Consider the following 16,447-nt stretch of genomic DNA (forward strand, 5'->3'; position numbering starts at 1 on the left):
GTGCTTCGGCCGGTGATTGTGCGGCACCACCGGGGCCTTGCCGCAAGGCCCCCCATGCGCTATACATTAAGAGTGGCAAGGAGTGGAAAAGCTCCTTGCCTTTCTTTATGCGGCCCGGTTCCGCGCCGCATCGACGGCGCTTTCGCCGTCCATCGAAGTCACCCGTGGCGGCAGCCGGGTCTGCCATCGCGTGGCGCACCGCTCCACCGAAGTCCCACGCCCCACCATTCCGCGGCCCTGGCGCCGCACACCCCGTGCGGCGTGCGCATCCGGCGATCGCCGTCTCCGCTGTTTCCGAGCGGTATGTGACCGGGTTCGGGCACCCCGCTCCACGGTTGGCGGTTCGCTTTCCCCATACGTCGGAGGTCGCCCGTTCATGCCTGGGTTCCACCGCCGGAATTTCTTCACAGAGACGGGGCCGGCGTCGATGTCGCGGCCCTGTCCGGCAGCATCAGGAAAGCCGCCGGAATTCCTCCGCCGGGCGGTTCGGGGCCGGCCGATCGGGAGGGGGGAAACGGCCCGCGGCAGCGTTCCACGCGTCGGACGGCGCGACAAGAGCCGGGACGCGAGCGCGTACGGCAACCGCACCGGCACCGAGGGTCGCGGACGGGCCCTCGCCGCGTCCGGCCTGAGATGCGGATGATCCGGGCGGCCCGCAGGCTGGACGTGGGGGAGTCTTCGCCGCATGGGTCGCAGCGGCATGGGCCCGGAGGCTTGCAGGACGCCGACCAAGGGAGCAGACATGACAAAGGAACGGAAGTCGCACCCGAGGATGGGTGAGGGCCCCAGCAGGCACCAGGACACCGAGCAACACGGCTGGTCGCCCGATGTCGACCAGACCGAGCAGCAGCGCAACGAGAGCGCGCACAAGTCGTTCCACCCAGAGCGCCACGCACCCGGGAAGGACACCGGCAAGGAGTCGTCCGGGCGGCGGGAGAAGGTGCCGCCGGCGAGCGAAGTGAAGAGCGAGACGCGCAGCGGCGAGAAGCGCGCTGCCGAGACCGATGAGAAGGGCATGCGGGACATGGGCCCGAAGGGCCCTTCGCGCCGGCCCAGCGGGGGCAAGGACGCCGAGGCGCACACCGGGGTCGATCCGCAGGACCCTTGAGGGCCACGGGCTTGCGCGGACGAGTCGCGGGCTCCTGCACCGGGCCTGCGCGCCGTCCTCGATGCGCGTTCTCCGTGAGCCGTCCGTGCTCATCGTGCGGGCCGGGACCCTGGGCGAGGGTCCCGGCCCGCGGCTCGTTCGGCGGTGCGCTTCAGTTCGCCTGCCCCAGCGCGTGTCCCTCGCTCGCGGCGAGAACGAAGGGATGGCCCGCGGGGTCGGAGTAGCGGCGGGCGTCGTACGGCCCGCCGTTGTCCCGGGTCTGCAACGGCCGTGCTCCCAGGCTGATCGCCTCGCGCTCCGCCTCGTCCATGTTGTCCTGCGGGACGAGGAAGTGCAGATGTGCCTGCTGTGAGTCGTCGGGGCGGGGCCAACTCGGCGGCGCCCCACCGCGGTCCCGCCGTATCGCGAGGTGGATGGTGCCGCCTTCGATGACCTCGAAGTAGTCGGGACTGGTCCCGGTCCGTACCTCTCCGCCGAGGAATTGCGCGTAGAAGTCCGCCAGTCCCGCCGGCTCCGCGCAATCCAGTACCAGGACGCTGGTCTTGGCTATGGCCATCCGCTTCCCTCCCTGTCCATGGGCGCCCGCCCGCCTCTTCGGACCGCTACCCCGTGAAGGCTCCGGCACTCCGGGGGAGCGGCGAATGCCACCCTTGGTGTCGGGCGCGGGGCGCCGGTCGTCGCAACCGCCGCCATGTCCGGGCCGGGCCTGACGGGCCGACAGGGAGCCGAGGGGCGTCATACGGGAGGCGTATGCCCGACCCGCGAGAACCGTACGGCCGCGCCCGGCGAGAGCCGTACGGGTGTCAGGCGAGTGTCACGGGACGACAGCCCGCCCGCGGGTGTGCTGCCAAGGGCCGGTCGCGGCAGTAGAGTCTGCTCCCATGTCGAAGCCCGACGAGCTGCTTGTCGACATCGCCGCCATGGTGGAGTCGGAGCAGAGCAATCAGATGTCTCTCACTGTTGTCGTCCAAGGCGCCGTCCTCACAGGGCGGTTGGCGCCCGAGGTGGTGTGGCGGCAACGCGTGGCCGAGGTCCTGGAGGGGTCGGAGCGGCTGGGGCCGTTCTCCGCGCTCTTCTCCTCAGCCGGTGCCCACGCCCCCTCGCCCCAACGGAGCGACCCGCCCACGCATCTGCACTTCCATGTGGCGATGATCCTGCAGGGAAGCATCGGCCTGCCCGAGACCGGCGGGATGTACCGCGTCGCGATCAAGGACGTGAGCGCCTGGACGGTGGGCGACTTCCGCTACTCGGACCGCTGACCGCCGGCGTGTACGCCGGACGCCGGAGGTGGTGACGGCAGATCAGCCACGTGCGTCGTCCGGCCGGGTGGTCGGCGAGACGGGCGGTCCGGTCGGGTACGGGGGCTCGCTCCGACCGGCGCGGTCGGCGCGAGCCCCCGTACCCGAGGGGTCAGAATTCCGGATTCCCTTCCGGGACCGCCGGCCCGTGGAGGAGGTCCGAGGCCTCTTCGAGCGGGGTACGGGCGGTCGGCGTGGCGGCACGGCAGGTGAAGCCGAGACGGGTCAGTGCCCGGGTCACCTCACCGGCGGTGAAGTCCCTGCGGTCCTGCCGGGTGATGACCTCCCCGACCTGCTTGACGGGGTAGTGACGACTGCCGATCAACACGGATTCGCCCGTGATCGGTTCGGGCTTGATGCCCTTCATCGCATCCTGTACCTCGGTCTTGATCAAGTCGAAGGGGAAGCGGGCGATGACGACGCGCATAGTGCCTCTACAGGGTCGAGGAGAAGCCGGAAACGGGTGGGCGGATCTGGTTGATCGTTACGCCTGGCCGGCGGACCGCTGCCGGGGCGGCTTCCCGGTCGCGGACCGGGCCGATCCGCTGGACCGACGGGCCTGGGCGGAGCGGCTGCGGCGGCCGCGGGTCGAGGAGCCGCTGCGCTTGGGGCGCTCGACGGCCGGTGCGGCGATCGTGACGGGGATCCCGGAAGGCGCCTGAGCTCCGGTGATGCGGCTCAGTTCGGCCTCCCCGGAGCGGACCTGGGTGGACTGCGGGGTGATGCCGGCGTCGGCCATCAGACGGTCCATCTCGCGGCGCTGGTTGGGCAGTACGAGGGTGACGACGCTGCCGGACTCGCCGGCCCGGGCGGTGCGTCCGCCGCGGTGCAGGTAGTCCTTGTGGTCCGTGGGCGGGTCGACGTTGACGACGAGGTCGAGGTTGTCGACGTGGATGCCGCGGGCCGCGACATTGGTGGCCACCAGGACCGTGACCTGGCCGGTCTTGAACTGGGCCAGGGTGCGGGTGCGCTGGGGCTGGGACTTGCCGCCGTGCAGCGCGGCGGCGCGCACACCGCTGTTCAGCAGGTGCTTGGTGAGCTTGTCCACGGCGCGCTTGGTGTCCAGGAACATGATCGAGCGGCCTTCGCGGGCGGCGATCTCCGTGGTGGTGGCGTGCTTGTCGGCGTCGCGGACGTGCAGCAGGTGGTGCTCCATCGTGGTGACGGCGCCCGCCGAGGGGTCGACGGAGTGGACCACGGGATCGGTGAGGTAGCGGCGGACCAGGAGGTCGACGTTGCGGTCCAGGGTGGCCGAGAAGAGCATGCGCTGCCCCTCGGGCCGGACCTGGTCGAGGAGGGCGGTGACCTGGGGCATGAAGCCCATGTCGGCCATCTGGTCGGCCTCGTCCAGCACGGTGATGGCGACCTGGTTCAGGCGGCAGTCGCCCCGGCCGATGAGGTCCTTGAGCCGTCCGGGCGTCGCGACGACCACTTCGGCCCCGGCGCGCAGCGCGCTCGCCTGCCGGCCGATGGACATCCCGCCGACGACGGTGGCCATGCGCAGCGACAGCGACCGGGCGTGCGGGGTGAGCGCGTCGGTGACCTGCTGGGCCAGCTCGCGGGTGGGCACCAGCACCAGGGCGAGCGGCCGGCCGGGCTCGGCGCGCTGACCGGCGGTACGGGCCAGCAGGGCCAGACCGAAGGCGAGCGTCTTGCCCGAGCCGGTGCGGCCCCGGCCCAGAACGTCGCGTCCGGCCAGCGAGTTCGGCAGGGTGGCGGCCTGGATCGGGAAGGGGGCGGTCACCCCTTCCGCGGTCAGCGACGCCAGCAACGCGGGCGGCATGTCCAGTGCGGCGAAGCTCTCGGCCGGGGGCAGCGCCGGGGTGTGCGTGACGGGCAGCGCGAACTCCGCCGGCCGGGCGGCCGGACGGCGCCGCTTGCCACCGGAGCGGTTCGACGCCTGCGAGCGGGAGCCGCCGCGGCCGGAGCCGGAGGAACCGGCGGAGCGGTTACGGGAAGAGCGGTCGTTCGGGCGAGCTGTGCGGTTCATGAAGAACCTTCCTCGATGCGGTACGTCGAAGAATTCCCGGCAGCTGTGAGCCACACACAAAAGAATCGCAGAACGGACCGGCGAAAACAGATGGAACGAGGCGGGGCGGAATCGACCGCCGACGCGTGGAAAATGTGTCGCCGCACGGAGCGGCGAACACGGTGCCGGAGCACGGAACTGGACGGTTTGCCGTTCTGCCGCAGCATGCTGCGGTTCGGCGCCGAACAGGCTGCCCCTTGTCGCTCGTGCGGCCGTCAGGGCACGCACAGCGCATTCCGCAAAGGGCAACGCTGCTGGGGCCCGCACCCACGGTGCGGGCCCCAGCAGCGGTGTTACGCGTCAGTATCAGGCGGGGACGATGTTCTCGGCCTGCGGGCCCTTCTGGCCCTGCGTGACGTCGAAGGTGACCTTCTGGCCCTCCTGCAGCTCACGGAATCCCTGGGTGGCGATGTTCGAGTAGTGGGCGAAGACGTCAGCGCCGCCACCCTCCTGCTCGATGAAGCCGAAGCCCTTTTCCGAGTTGAACCACTTCACGGTGCCGGTAGCCATATTATTTCTCCTTCGGGGCAGTGCCCGGGGCCGCACTGTGCGGACCCCGCGTCGCCGCGATGATTGCCCCTCCGGAAATTCCGGAAATACAAAAGCACTCCAATCGGCCTGGAAGGCCGACGAGGTAGCGTGAAGTGTTCGGGAACCACAACTGCAACTGAGATCGACAGTAGCACGGCGCCAGCGGCCCTGCGCGGCCGTTGCTCCAGCCCTTTTTCGTCGGCCGAAAATCCCCGTCGGTGCGGCGGGTATTTCTGCCGTTGCGGCATGAGATATGCGTCACGGGCGCCCGCGGACCGCCGGAGGGGCCCCGGCGGTCACCGGTGTCACCGCACGGCCCGGCAGGGCGCCGCACCACGGCCCGCGGAGTCCGTACGGCCTGGCAGGCTCATGTGATCGGGGCCACGATGGGGGCAGTGGAGCGGGGACGTCGCACCCGGTGGTGGGAGGGGCGTCAGGAAGCGGCGCAGCGGGGTGCCGGCTCCGGCGCGCGGCCCGCCGAAAAGGTCCGCCGGGATGCCCTTGACGCCCGCCGTGGCTGCTTTCCGACGGCCGGGACGATCCCCGGTCCGCAACGGGGTGGGGACGACCGGTGCTCCGGTTGACGTCCGGGAGCGGCGGCAGTCGCAGCGACGGCCGGTCCGGTCCACTTGTCCGACCCCGAAGGGAGGACGGCCATGGAGCCGGAGGTCATCACCGTCGGGCTCGACGGGTCGCCGGCGAGCCTGGCGGCCGCGCGCTGGGCCGCCGACGAGGCCGGCCGGCGGCAGTCGGCGCTGCGGCTTCTCCACGCGTGGATTCTGCTGGCCGGCAACGCGCCGGAAACACCCCCTGACCGGGACCGGAACGCCGGAGCCCGGGAGGTCGTGCGCCGGGCCCGTGAAGAGGTACGAGAAAGCCACCCGCGGCTGCAGATCATCGAGGACCTGGTGGGGGCGGAGGCCGAGGCGGCGTTGCTGGGCGCGGCGGGCGAGTCGCAGATGATCGTCCTGGGATCGCGGGCGCTCGGGCCATGGGAGAGCTATGTGCTCGGCGATGTGAGCCTGAATGTCGTGGGCCGGGCCAAGGGGCCGGTCGTCCTGGTCCGGGAGGACGGGCGCGCGAAGGCGCCGCGTCACGAACCGCCGGGTGGCCCGCCGCCCGTCCCCGAAGCGCGGGTCGTGGTCGGCCTGAGCCTCAACGGGCCGTGCGACCGCACGCTCGACTTCGCCTTCGCGGCCGCGGCGCTGCGGGGCCTCCCGCTCCAGGCCGTCCACGGTCGCCCGCTCCCCGTGGACGCCTACACCCCGTGGGGCCTGGACCCCGATGCCGCGACGGAACTCACCAAGGAAGCCGACGCCGAGCTGCGGGACGCCCTCGGTCCGTGGTGCGGGCGGCTTCCCGAGGTGGCGGTGCAGCGGACCGTGCTGCCGGAGAGTCCGTCCCGGGCGCTGGTCCAATCGGTCTTCGGGGCCGAACTGCTGGTGGTGGGCCGCCGGCTGCACCGTCCCCCGCTCGCGCCCCGCCTCGGCCCGGTGGCGCATGCCGCCCTCCACCATGTGACCTGCCCGATCGCCGTGGTGGCGCACGAGTGAGGGCGCCCGTACGGCCGGGTGCGTGCCGCGGCGCGCCGGACCCGGTCCGCTCTGCGCACGTATCACCGGAACGAGGCAGGCTTGTCCGTACCGGATTCCCCGGCCGCGAGGCCGACGAGATCCGGCCCGAGCACCATCCGGAGGGACTGGCCCACCATGAGGCACCGCAGCGTCGCCGACCTGATGACGCCCCGAGCCGTCGTCGTCCAACGGGGCACCCCGTTCAAGGAGATCGCACGTCTGCTCGACGAGTACGACATCACCGCCGTCCCGGTCCTCGACGAGGACGAGCGGCCGGTGGGGGTGGTGTCCGAGGCCGATCTGCTGCGCCGGCAGATCGCGAAGCTCGGGGCGACCACCGCCGAAGCGATCATGACGAGTCCGGCCGTGGTGGCGCGGCCCGGGTGGAGCGTCGTCGAGGCCGCCAAGACGATGGAGAAGCGGAAGGTCAAGCGGCTGCCCGTGGTCGACGACTCCGGCCGGCTGATCGGCGTGATCAGCCGTAGCGACCTCGTGCAGCTGTTCCTGCGCCGGGACCGCGCCATCCAGGAGGAGGTGTTGGAGGAGGTGCTCACGCGCACGCTCGGGGTGTCCCCGTCCGCGGTCACGGTCGAGGTCGCCGACGGCACCGTGACGCTCACCGGCACCCTGGACCACAAGAGCCTGGTCCCCATCGCCGTGCGGCTGTGCGAGAGCGTCGACGGGGTGGTCGAGGTGGTCGACCGGCTCGGCTACCGGCGGGACGACACCGCCCGCGGGGAGCACGAGACGGGAGCGGGGGCGGGGAGCCAGCCGGGGTCCGGCGGGCCTTCGGGGGCGGAGTAGGGCGCACGCCGGCAGGCAGGCGCCCGGCAGACAGGTACTCCGGCAGGCGGGGGCGGCCCGGCAGCCGACAGGAGGTCAGATTTCGTGCTGTATACGTGCTTTGCCGCATATCGTGTCCCTGTACCGCCGGGTCAAGCCGCCCCGGACCCCGGATTCGGCGAAGGGATGCCATGGAGCCGAGCGACCACGACGACGGGCCGCACCGCCCCGCCCGCGGCCGCCCCCGTCCGCCGGCCGGTCCACCGCCCGGCCCGGCGCGCCCCGCGTTCTGGCGCAGCCCCCTGCGGGGGCCGTGGCTGACCTCGGTGTTCGGGCTGGTCCTGCTCGTCGGCCTCCCCGTGCTGTTCGTGACCGGACTGCTGTCCTACGCCGCCTACAACCCCGATCTGGCACCGGGCAACGACCAGACACCCGGCAAGGGCTGGCTGGGCTTCTACCTGTTCTCCTGGCCGACCAGTCCGTACTGGCTCTACCGCCTGACCCAGGGCATCCACGTCACGCTCGGTGTGGTGCTGATCCCCGTCCTGCTGGCGAAGCTGTGGTCGGTCATCCCGAAGCTCTTCTCCTGGCCGCCGCTGCGCTCGCCGAGCCATGCGCTGGAACGGCTTTCGCTGCTGCTCCTGGTGGGCGGGGCGCTGTTCGAGTTCGTCACCGGCGTGCTGAACATCCAACTGCACTACCTCTTCCCCGGCTCCTTCTACACCCTGCACTTCTACGGGGCCTGGGTGTTCATCGCCGCCTTCGTCGTCCATGTCGCGTTCCGCATCCCCGTGATGGCAAGGGCCCTGCGCAGTCGCCGGCTGCGCACCGAGCTGCGCACCCCGGCCGCCCGTACGGAGAGCGAACCGGCCGACGACACCGGGCTGGTGACCCCGCACCCCGCGCCTGCCACCACCTCGCGGCGCGGCGCTCTCGGCCTGGTGGGGGCGGGGTCCCTGGGCCTGCTCCTCGTCACGGCGGGGCAGAGCATCGGCGGCTCGCTCCGCGGCACCGCGCTGCTGGCCCCGCGCGGCCAGGACCCCGGGCAGGGGCCCAACGGCTTCCAGATCAACAAGACCGCGGCGAGCGTGGGCATCCGGGCCCGCGACATCGGCCCCGGCTGGCGGCTGGTCGTACGGGGCAACGGCCGGGAGCGGAGCTGCACCCGCGCACAGCTCCTCGCCCTGCCCCAGCACACCGCCGCCCTGCCCATCGCCTGCGTCGAGGGCTGGTCCACCGACGACCAGCACTGGAGCGGGGTCCGGCTGGCGGACCTCGCCGCCCTGGTCGGACTGCGGCACCTCCCACCGGGCGTCTTCGTCGAGTCCGTGCAGCGCACCGGGGCCTTCCGCTCGACGCATCTGCGCGGCAACCAAGTACGCGACACCAGATCGCTGCTGGCCCTCCGGGTCAACGGCGCCGATCTCTCCCCGGACCACGGGTACCCGGCGCGCATCATCGTTCCGGCCAACCCCGGTGTGCACAACACGAAATGGGTCACCCGACTCACCTTCGGGGGCACCGTGTGACGGGCTTCCGCGCACGCTACGGGGCGTCGCCGCTCCACCTCCTGCTGGTCGTGTGCTCCTTCGCTGTGACGCTGTACGCGGGTGTGCGCCTGCTCCAGGGGGACACCATCGGCGTCATCGTCTGGTTCGTCGGCGCGGCCCTCCTGCACGACCTGGTGTTCCTGCCGCTCTACACCGTCACCGACCGCCTGGTGCAGCGCCTCCTCCGGCACCGGCGGCGGGACGGGGAGGACCCCGGGCCGGTGGTGGCGGGCGGGATCAACTACCTCCGGGTGCCCGCCTTCGTCGCGCTGCTGCTGCTCTTGGTGTGGTACCCGCTGATCCTGCGCCGCGTCCCGGAATTCACGCTGTACACGGCCCTGCCCTCCGGTGTGTTCTGGGGCCGCTGGCTACTGATCACCGCCACGCTCTTCGCGGCCTCGGCGGTCTGCCTGCTGGTGGCGCTGTGGCGGCACGGGCGTACGGCCGGTGGACGCCCGGAAGGGCTCCCGCCGCCGTCGCCGCCTCCGGCCGCGCCTCCCGCTCCGCCGTCGCCGCCGGCCGCGCCTCCGCCGGCCGGGCATCCGCCCCCGTCTCCGGCGGCGCCCCCGGAGCCGAAGGAGTAGGCCCGTAGGAGCCCGGCGTGCACCGGCCGGACAGCCCGAGCCCGAGCCCGACACCGTGCGCCGCGGCCACCCGCGTCGGTCACCAACCGGTCAGCAGCAGATGGTTGACCAGCAGCGCGAGGAGCCCCTGCGCGGCCAGCCACCAGGTATGGAAGCGGCGGGGGAGCAGCGCAGCTGCGGGCAGGGTCCACACCGCGAAGGGCAGCCAGATCCGTTCGGTCTCCGCCTTGCTCATCCCGGACACATCCGCGAGCAGCAGCATGCAGACCCCGGCCGCGACCAGAACCGCCAGGGCGCCCCGTCCGGTCGGCGGCTCGTGCCGCATGCCGCGTACCGCCGTCCACAGCGGACCCGCGGCGCGGCGCAGCCCGGCGACGGTGGCCGGGCCCACGGTCACCACCTGGGCCGCCAGGTTGGCCCAGACGAAGTAGCCGTACGGGCGCACCTTCGCGGCGCCCTGGTAGTAGCGCTCGACGAGCGTCGTATAGCCCTCCAGCCACCAGAATCCGGCCGAGGTGAACGCCGCCACCCACACCAGCACGCCCAGCAGGACATACGGCAACGGACGGGCCGAGCGCGCGAGCAGCAGCACCGCGGCCGCGGGGACGACGAGGAGGGTCAGGCCGTAGGAGAGGTACCAGGTCCAGCCGAGCAGCAGCCCCGCGCCCAGCGCGGCCAGGCGCGGCACCCGCGTACGCCGCGTCGCGGCCAGGGTCAGCAGGGCGAGGGCCCAGGCGGCCACGCCGGCGAAGTAGCCGTCGGCGCTGACCCCGATCCATACCGCCGCGGGGGCCAGCACCAGGAACGGGGCGGCCCGGCGGGCCAGTTCCTCGCCGCAACACGCACGGACGGTGACCATGACGGCCGCGGTGAGGGAGGTCCCGACGGTGAGGCACCAGACGGCGGCCCAGGCACCGCCGCCCAGTCCGATCCGGTCCAGGCCGACGAACGTCAGCAGGGCGCCGGGCGGATGACCGGCCACATGCGCCGGCCAGATGGCGGGCGAGCCGACCAGGATGTGCTGGGTGAAGTCACGCAGAAAGGCGCCCACGTCGTGTACGTCGTCGACGGACCGCAGATACTCCAGGCTGGTGGTCAGCCGCCCGGCGACGCCACGGCCCCACCCGTCGACGAGCGCGAGCGACCACGTCCAGGCCATCGCCGCCGCCCACACCGCCGGCACCAGCGCCCGCCACGCCACGCGTCGCGCGGTCGACGGCCCGTAGACCACCACCAGCGCGGCGACCGCCACCGCCGCCGGAGTGCCGGGACCGGCATGCGGCAGCCACCACGCGTACAACGGGGGCCGGCCCAGCCGCAGAATCCCCTCGGAGCCGTAGACCGTCCGGTTGACGATCTGCCCCACGACGGCCGCCAGCACGAACAACGCCACCGCACCCGCCACCGCCCACAGGTCACGACGGCATGCGCGCGTGTGTGCACTTGCTGTCACCCGGCCACCGTAGGTCAGCCCGGCCCGACCGCCCCGGGGCGACACCGGGCCACGCCGGACGTGCCGGAGCCGGGTCGCTTCCGCCTCCCGCCCGGAGGAAGCTGGAGAAGTAACCGTGTAGCCGTGAACCGAGCTGTGAGGTGCCCGATGAGCACTCTCGAAGAACACATAGACGTCGGCGCTCCCATCGATACGGCCTGGGACTGCCTCCACCGGCCGGAGGCCTATCCGCGCTTCCTGGACGGCGTGCGCGGGGCCCGCTCGCAGGGCGAGCACCGGACGCATCTGGACCTCGACGCCGGCGGCCGGACGCAGGGCGTGGACGTCGAGATCACCGACCGCAGCATGGAGAACGTCATGACCTGGCAGACCACCAGCGGCCCCGACCTGGCGGGCACCTTCTCCCTGCTGCCCATCGACCGCGAGCACACCCGGGTCCAGGCCCGCTTCGAGTACGACCCCGGCGCCGTCAAAGAGGCATTCGGCGGACCCCGGGGGTTCGCCCAGGCCGCGGCGATCGAACGGGGCCTGCGGAGCGACCTTCAGCGCTTGAAGCAGCTGGTGGAACAGGAGAGCTGAACCGCGTGGGGATGTGATCCGGCAACGGGCGACAAGACCGGGCCGAGCCGGACCGGAGCCGTCAGGTCCCGTCCGGCCCGGCCTCGTCCTGCCTTGCCGCCCGTGAGCAGTCGCCCGTGAGCAGACTGCGGACAGCCGTCACACCGGACGGATGTCGGCGGCGACGATCACGCCGTCCCCGACCGTGTACGTGCCGGTGTAGTGGCGATGGGTCTCATCGGTCAGCGCGGCGTCCAGCCGGACCGTGACCTTGTTGCCCTGCACCGATTCGATCGTGACGTCGTACTTCGACACGGTGTTGAAGGTCCGGACGAAGGCGTCGTACGACTGCCCCGCGATGTGCTGTCTGCCGCCGAGAGCCCAAGCGCTCACGAAGTCACGGTCGTTGACGGCCCTGAAGTACGTCTGCACCACGGTGGCGGGGTCCGGCGCGGGCTGCTGCCCGGCGACGGTGCGGTGGGCGGCCGAGGGCGCTGCCCATGGAGCTGTCCATGGCCGGGCGGGCGTCGCGGTCGCGCCGGAAGAGGCGCTGTTCGCCTGGGCGATGCCGGTGAACGCGCCGATGCCGATGAGGACCACGGCAAGGCCCAGCATCACGGCCACGGACGCCCTCACGGTGGTCGCGAGGGACCTGCGGTGCGGGGTGCCCGGCGGGGCATGTCCCGAGGGCGCCGCCCGACGGTCGTTCGCACGGTGAAGTCCTGGATTCTCTGTCATCGGTCGTCCCGAGCAGGTCGAGGATCTGGATCTTCTCAACTTCCATCCTGCGCGACGCGCCTCGTGGCTGCATCCGCTGCTCCGTTTGCGGTACGGGAGAGAGTCCGGTTTACGGTGCGGGACGTCCCGACGGGGGGGAGCGCACGATGGCGGAGGCGGGAGGGCTGCCGGGGCGAGGAGAGCGCCGACGGGGCCGAGGAGGCGCGCCCGCGCGACCTGTGCTGCGCCGAAAGGTCGTGCGGAGCGGGCGGCGGAGGCGGCGTTGGCGATGGTGCGCAGGAGCGGACCCACGCCTTCCAGGGCTACAGGCGGACGATGACGAGGGCGATGTCGTCGCGGGCGCCGGCGCTCACGCCGAGGCGGTTGAGCAGGGCGTCCGCGAGGCGTTCGGGGCTGAACCGGCTGTAGCGGGAGAGGGCGTCGGTGAGGCGGGCGAGGCTGGCGTCGATGTCCTCGTCGCGGCGTTCGATGAGCCCGTCGGAGTAGAGGACGAGGGTGTCGCCGGGCGAGTACGGGAGGCGGACCTCGGGACGGGGCTCAGGTTCGTGGTGGGCGCCCAGGGGCGGGTCGGTGGCCTGGTCCAGGAGCGTGTGGGCCCCGTCGGCGTGCAGCAGGACGGGGGGCGGGTGACCGGCGCTGCTGTAGGTGACCTCGCGGCGGCCGGTGTCGATCAGCGCCTGCACGACGGTGGTGGCCAGGGCCTTGTCGACGGAGCGGGCGTACAGGCCCAGCACCTTCAGCGCCTGGGCGGGGCCCTCGACCGAACGGGCGGCGGCGCTCAGGGCACTGCGGAGCATTCCCATGACCGCGGCGGCCTCCAGCCCGTGGCCGACGACATCGCCGACCGCGACGGCGAAGGTCTCCCCGGGGAGGTCGACGACGTCGTACCAGTCGCCGCAGATGTTCAGCGAGCCGATGGCGGGGAGGTAGCGCACCGCGATGTTCCCGTGCCGGGCCAGGTCGGGGGAGTGCAGCATGGCCTCCTGGAGGGTGAGGGCGACCTGCCGTTCGCGGGCGTGGGCCCGGCGGAGCTCCTCGTTGAGGTGCTGCAGCGCCCGCGCACGGACGTACAGCTCGGCCTCCATCGCCTCCTCGCGCTCGCTCAACCGGCCGCCGGGCAACTGCCGGGACCGGCGGGAGTGCACGAACGCCGTCACGTCCTCCACCCGGTGGATGATCCATGCCACGGTGCCGTCCGGCCCGGTGACGGGGGTGTTGATGGTGGACCACCAGCGCTCCTCGAACAGGCCCGGCTCGTCGGCAACGGGGATGTCGTACCGCTGCACCGCCATCGTGTCCGGCTCTCCGGTGGCCAGCACCCGGTTCAGTGAGGGGTGCAGGTTCTGCACCCCTTCGGCATCGGGATCGGCGGGGTTGTCGGGGAAGGCGTCGAAGACGAACTGCCCGAGCAGATCGTCCCGGGTCCGCCCGGTGGCCTGCAGATACGCCTGGTTGACGTCGACGATCACCAGGTCCGGGTCCAGGACCAGGCAAGCGCTCGGTGTCGCGGCGAACAGTGCCGCATGATCGAGCTCCGGTCTCCTCACGGGTTCCCTGCCCATCCTCCTGCCGCTCACGGCCCCACCCGGCCAATCTATGAGCCACCCGGCGCCCGCGCCCGCCGGGAGACCGCGGCACGGTAGGAGGGCCCGCAGCCGACGCCCGCCCGGCAGCGCGCGCGGGCGGGCCCCGGGGGCTGCCGGGCGTCGGTGGCCGGTTTCCGCTCCCGGCCACGCGCCTCACCCGAACGGCCTTGTGCTCGGTGACGCGGCCGCCCGGGACGTACGGGAAGTCCCCGTCGTCCTCCGCGACTTCGCCGTGATTCCTCGCAATCGAGAGCTGTCCGTTTTTGCCTGCGGTTTCGTGATACCTTCCTCCAGCTCTTACGCCGTCATGACGTTCATGGGGGGATCGCGGTTCGCCGTCGCCCTGCCCGGAAGGACCCCGGTGACCTCGCGCTCCCGCAGTCGGTTACGTGTACGCACTCCTGGAATCGGACCGCGGCCTGCGGGCCGGCATCCGGCAGGGACGCGTCGCCTTCCGTGCTCCGGCCGCTGCCGCTCGGGTGAAGCTCCGCGTCTCGCGGCACTGACCGGCCCCCATCGGCTCTCCGGCGGATAGCTCTTCCAGCTCCCCGGCCCCGCGGCGCACCCGCCGGCACACCTCGCCGTGGCACGTCAACTCCCGTACGAGGCATGTCCGTTCGCCTCCGGGAGGCCGCCGGCCGACGCCCGTATCGATGTCACTTCTTCCACAGACAGGCTCATGAAACGAATACCCTGGGGGCGCGCCGCCGCCATCGGCGCCTGCGCCTCGATCGTCCTCGCCGTCCCCGTTGCCGCCGCTGGGCAGCCGACGCCGGCGGCACCGCACACGGTCACCTCCCACGGTCCCTCCCGGCCGCTGACGGGCGACCGACCGGCACCGGACCCCACCCCCGCCCCGGCGACTCCCGCACCGGGCGGTACGGCGAAGCGCTCCCCGGGCGTGACGCCGGAAGAGATCCGCAAGGCGCAGGAAGCGGAGCGCTACTGGACACCCGAGCGCATCCGCTCCGCCGTCCCCGTCGACGCGGTGCGCGACGGCGCAGGGCTCGCGGGCCTGCGGCTGGGCGCCGGCGCGGCGGGCAACCGCTCGCTGTCCGAGCCCAGTCATCAGGCGAGCGCCGGAGTCGCCACCGTCGGGGTGTTCCTGATCCGCAACGACGACGGAACGCCCACGCCCAACCAGTTCTGCAGCGCCAGCGCCGTGACCTCGCCGACCAAGAGCCTGGTCCTCACGGCGGCGCACTGCCTCAAGAGCGACAAGCCCTACCGCAACGTCGCGTTCGTTCCCGGCTACCGCGCGGGGGCCTCCCAGGCCGGGCAGAGCGGGGAGACCCCGTACGGCATCTTCCCGATGGAGCAGGGCAAGGTCTGGATCGACAGCCGGTACCTGTCCTCGTCGCCCAGCGACGACGTGGACTTCGCCGTTCTGCGCGTCGGGGCCAACTCGCAGGGGCAGTTGCTGGAGGACGCCGTCGGCCGCGGCAACACCCTCACCTCCGTCCCCGCCACGAAACTGGCCCGCCGTGACGTCACGCTCATCGGCTACCCCGGTGGCCAGAAGACGCCGTTGCAGTGCAGGAACGACACCAAGGCCTTCCAGGGCCGGTTCATGGAGATCAACTGCGCCGGCTATCGCTCCGGCGTCAGCGGCGGTCCGTTCCTGGAGGGCTTCGACGGCCGCCGCGGCAACCTCGTCGGCGCCATAGGCGGCTACAAGACCGGCGGGCCCAGCGACGACATCTCCTACTCCTCGCAGTTCGACAACGACGTCTTCCGCCTCTACGACCAGGCGGTCGCCGACGCGGCGCCGGACACCGTCAACCCCCTCGGCGGTGCCGGCACCTGGCAGCACGCCACGGCCCTGGCCACCGGCAGGTTCCACAGCGACTCGGTGCGCAACGGCACCAGCGACCTGATCGCGCGCTGGTCCGACGGGGAGGTATCCCTCTACCCCGGCAACCGCGGGTACGGCTTCGGCAAGGACATCCAGCTCCGAAAGAAGAACACGGACTGGAAGCAGGCGAAGGTCACCGCGGGCGAATTCACCGGCAACAACACCGACGACCTCCTCGTCCGCTGGGACAACGGCAGGCTGAGCCTGTTCGTGGACGTCAACGAGACCAACAAGCTCAGCAACGAGGTCCAGCTCAAGGGCGCCAACGACACCTGGACGCACGCCTACAACCTCACCGCGGGACGCTTCGGCGGCGGCAACACCCGGCGCGACGACCTCGTGGTGCGCTGGTCCGACGGTGAGGTGACCCTCTACACCAACGTCGACGGCAAGGGCCTGCACGCGCAGAAGCGGCTCGCCAAGCGCAACACGACCTGGCCGCACGCCCGGGACATCGCCGCCGGCGACTTCCGCGGCACCACCGGCGACCAGGACCTGATCGTCGCGTGGTCCGACGGCGAGGTCACCGTCTACGAGGACACCGCCGCCAAGGGGCTCGGCGCGGAACGCCGGCTCCGGCCCGCGAAGTCCGTGTGGCGCAACAGCAGCCTCCTCACCGTCGGCGCCTTCGGCGGCGGCACGCGCCAGGACGACCTGATCGCCCGCTGGCCCGGCGGAAAGGTGGTCCTGTACGGCGAGACCACCTCCACCTCCCTGGCCCGCGAACGGGTCCTCGTTCCCCCGCAGATCAGCTGAGTCCGTACGACACCCGTCCACCGATGCCTTCCGGTTCCGTCCGC

15 protein-coding genes are annotated in these 16,447 nt (G+C 72.1%); 8 read left to right on the plus strand and 7 right to left on the minus strand.

Annotated elements, in window-relative coordinates:
• Positions 1 to 742 precede the first annotated feature (742 nt).
• Positions 743 to 1,108, plus strand: coding sequence for a hypothetical protein (locus tag AB0411_RS12375; RefSeq protein ID WP_366417211.1), 366 nt, complete (start codon positions 743 to 745; stop codon positions 1,106 to 1,108).
• Between the two features lie 151 nt (positions 1,109 to 1,259).
• Here the strand turns inward: AB0411_RS12375 and AB0411_RS12380 are convergent, their stop codons facing one another.
• Positions 1,260 to 1,664 carry a VOC family protein gene (locus AB0411_RS12380; RefSeq protein ID WP_366417212.1) on the minus strand — a complete coding sequence of 135 codons (405 nt, stop codon included), beginning with the start codon at positions 1,662 to 1,664 and terminating at the stop codon, positions 1,260 to 1,262.
• 325 nt (positions 1,665 to 1,989) lie between these two features.
• Between AB0411_RS12380 and AB0411_RS12385 the strand changes: the two genes are divergently transcribed.
• Positions 1,990 to 2,367: a hypothetical protein gene (locus AB0411_RS12385; protein ID WP_366417214.1), complete on the plus strand. Its 378-nt coding sequence runs from the start codon at positions 1,990 to 1,992 to the stop codon at positions 2,365 to 2,367.
• A 151-nt stretch (positions 2,368 to 2,518) separates the two neighbouring features.
• On the opposite strand, the gene AB0411_RS12390 is transcribed toward AB0411_RS12385, so the two are convergent.
• The 3 genes from AB0411_RS12390 to AB0411_RS12400 form a co-directional block, all read right to left on the minus strand.
• Positions 2,519 to 2,833, minus strand: coding sequence for an SCO5918 family protein (locus AB0411_RS12390; RefSeq protein WP_366417215.1), 315 nt, complete (start codon positions 2,831 to 2,833; stop codon positions 2,519 to 2,521).
• 57 nt (positions 2,834 to 2,890) lie between these two features.
• Positions 2,891 to 4,396, minus strand: coding sequence for a DEAD/DEAH box helicase (locus AB0411_RS12395; protein WP_366417216.1), 1,506 nt, complete (start codon positions 4,394 to 4,396; stop codon positions 2,891 to 2,893).
• A gap of 345 nt (positions 4,397 to 4,741) precedes the next feature.
• On the minus strand, positions 4,742 to 4,945 hold the full coding sequence (locus AB0411_RS12400; RefSeq protein ID WP_055568178.1) for a cold-shock protein: 204 nt from the start codon (positions 4,943 to 4,945) through the stop codon (positions 4,742 to 4,744).
• Between the two features lie 677 nt (positions 4,946 to 5,622).
• On the opposite strand from AB0411_RS12400, the gene AB0411_RS12405 reads away from it, so the two are divergent.
• The 4 genes from AB0411_RS12405 (at position 5,623) to AB0411_RS12420 (ending at position 9,457) form a co-directional block, all read left to right on the plus strand.
• Positions 5,623 to 6,519 (plus strand): universal stress protein, encoded by an 897-nt coding sequence (locus tag AB0411_RS12405; protein WP_366417217.1) that lies wholly within the window; start codon positions 5,623 to 5,625, stop codon positions 6,517 to 6,519.
• A 156-nt stretch (positions 6,520 to 6,675) separates the two neighbouring features.
• Positions 6,676 to 7,344 (plus strand): CBS domain-containing protein, encoded by a 669-nt coding sequence (locus AB0411_RS12410; RefSeq protein WP_366417218.1) that lies wholly within the window; start codon positions 6,676 to 6,678, stop codon positions 7,342 to 7,344.
• Between the two features lie 170 nt (positions 7,345 to 7,514).
• The gene (locus AB0411_RS12415; RefSeq protein ID WP_366417219.1) at positions 7,515 to 8,852 is read left to right on the plus strand and encodes a molybdopterin-dependent oxidoreductase; all 1,338 of its coding nucleotides are present in this window, start codon (positions 7,515 to 7,517) and stop codon (positions 8,850 to 8,852) included.
• Positions 8,849 to 9,457, plus strand: a complete 609-nt coding sequence (locus AB0411_RS12420) for a hypothetical protein (RefSeq protein WP_366417220.1) — start codon at positions 8,849 to 8,851, stop codon at positions 9,455 to 9,457. Before AB0411_RS12415 ends, AB0411_RS12420 begins: the two co-directional genes overlap by 4 nt.
• A gap of 79 nt (positions 9,458 to 9,536) precedes the next feature.
• Here AB0411_RS12420 and AB0411_RS12425 read toward each other — a convergent pair whose 3' ends face one another.
• Positions 9,537 to 10,910 (minus strand): hypothetical protein, encoded by a 1,374-nt coding sequence (locus AB0411_RS12425; RefSeq protein WP_366417221.1) that lies wholly within the window; start codon positions 10,908 to 10,910, stop codon positions 9,537 to 9,539.
• Positions 10,911 to 11,057: 147 nt separating this feature from the next.
• Between AB0411_RS12425 and AB0411_RS12430 the strand changes: the two genes are divergently transcribed.
• Positions 11,058 to 11,489: an SRPBCC family protein gene (locus AB0411_RS12430; protein ID WP_366417222.1), complete on the plus strand. Its 432-nt coding sequence runs from the start codon at positions 11,058 to 11,060 to the stop codon at positions 11,487 to 11,489.
• Between the two features lie 138 nt (positions 11,490 to 11,627).
• Here AB0411_RS12430 and AB0411_RS12435 read toward each other — a convergent pair whose 3' ends face one another.
• Positions 11,628 to 12,092 carry a hypothetical protein gene (locus tag AB0411_RS12435; protein WP_366417223.1) on the minus strand — a complete coding sequence of 155 codons (465 nt, stop codon included), beginning with the start codon at positions 12,090 to 12,092 and terminating at the stop codon, positions 11,628 to 11,630.
• Between the two features lie 416 nt (positions 12,093 to 12,508).
• Complete coding sequence (locus AB0411_RS12440) at positions 12,509 to 13,768, minus strand: PP2C family protein-serine/threonine phosphatase (protein WP_366417224.1); 1,260 nt, start codon at positions 13,766 to 13,768, stop codon at positions 12,509 to 12,511.
• Positions 13,769 to 14,471: 703 nt separating this feature from the next.
• On the opposite strand from AB0411_RS12440, the gene AB0411_RS12445 reads away from it, so the two are divergent.
• Positions 14,472 to 16,403: a trypsin-like serine peptidase gene (locus tag AB0411_RS12445; protein ID WP_366417225.1), complete on the plus strand. Its 1,932-nt coding sequence runs from the start codon at positions 14,472 to 14,474 to the stop codon at positions 16,401 to 16,403.
• Positions 16,404 to 16,447: the final 44 nt, after the last annotated feature.

Source organism: Streptomyces angustmyceticus, assembly GCF_040701845.1.
Taxonomy (GTDB): domain Bacteria; phylum Actinomycetota; class Actinomycetes; order Streptomycetales; family Streptomycetaceae; genus Streptomyces; species Streptomyces angustmyceticus_A.

Coding starts and splice junctions, on each gene's coding strand:
- AB0411_RS12385 (WP_366417214.1), top strand. CDS start 1,990: ATGTCGAAGCCCGACGAGCTGCTTGTCGACATCGCCGCCATGGTGGAG.
- AB0411_RS12380 (WP_366417212.1), bottom strand. CDS start 1,664: ATGGCCATAGCCAAGACCAGCGTCCTGGTACTGGATTGCGCGGAGCCG.
- AB0411_RS12390 (WP_366417215.1), bottom strand. CDS start 2,833: ATGCGCGTCGTCATCGCCCGCTTCCCCTTCGACTTGATCAAGACCGAG.
- AB0411_RS12405 (WP_366417217.1), top strand. CDS start 5,623: ATGGAGCCGGAGGTCATCACCGTCGGGCTCGACGGGTCGCCGGCGAGC.
- AB0411_RS12415 (WP_366417219.1), top strand. CDS start 7,515: ATGGAGCCGAGCGACCACGACGACGGGCCGCACCGCCCCGCCCGCGGC.
- AB0411_RS12375 (WP_366417211.1), top strand. CDS start 743: ATGACAAAGGAACGGAAGTCGCACCCGAGGATGGGTGAGGGCCCCAGC.
- AB0411_RS12430 (WP_366417222.1), top strand. CDS start 11,058: ATGAGCACTCTCGAAGAACACATAGACGTCGGCGCTCCCATCGATACG.
- AB0411_RS12440 (WP_366417224.1), bottom strand. CDS start 13,768: ATGGGCAGGGAACCCGTGAGGAGACCGGAGCTCGATCATGCGGCACTG.
- AB0411_RS12400 (WP_055568178.1), bottom strand. CDS start 4,945: ATGGCTACCGGCACCGTGAAGTGGTTCAACTCGGAAAAGGGCTTCGGC.
- AB0411_RS12395 (WP_366417216.1), bottom strand. CDS start 4,396: ATGAACCGCACAGCTCGCCCGAACGACCGCTCTTCCCGTAACCGCTCC.
- AB0411_RS12445 (WP_366417225.1), top strand. CDS start 14,472: ATGAAACGAATACCCTGGGGGCGCGCCGCCGCCATCGGCGCCTGCGCC.
- AB0411_RS12410 (WP_366417218.1), top strand. CDS start 6,676: ATGAGGCACCGCAGCGTCGCCGACCTGATGACGCCCCGAGCCGTCGTC.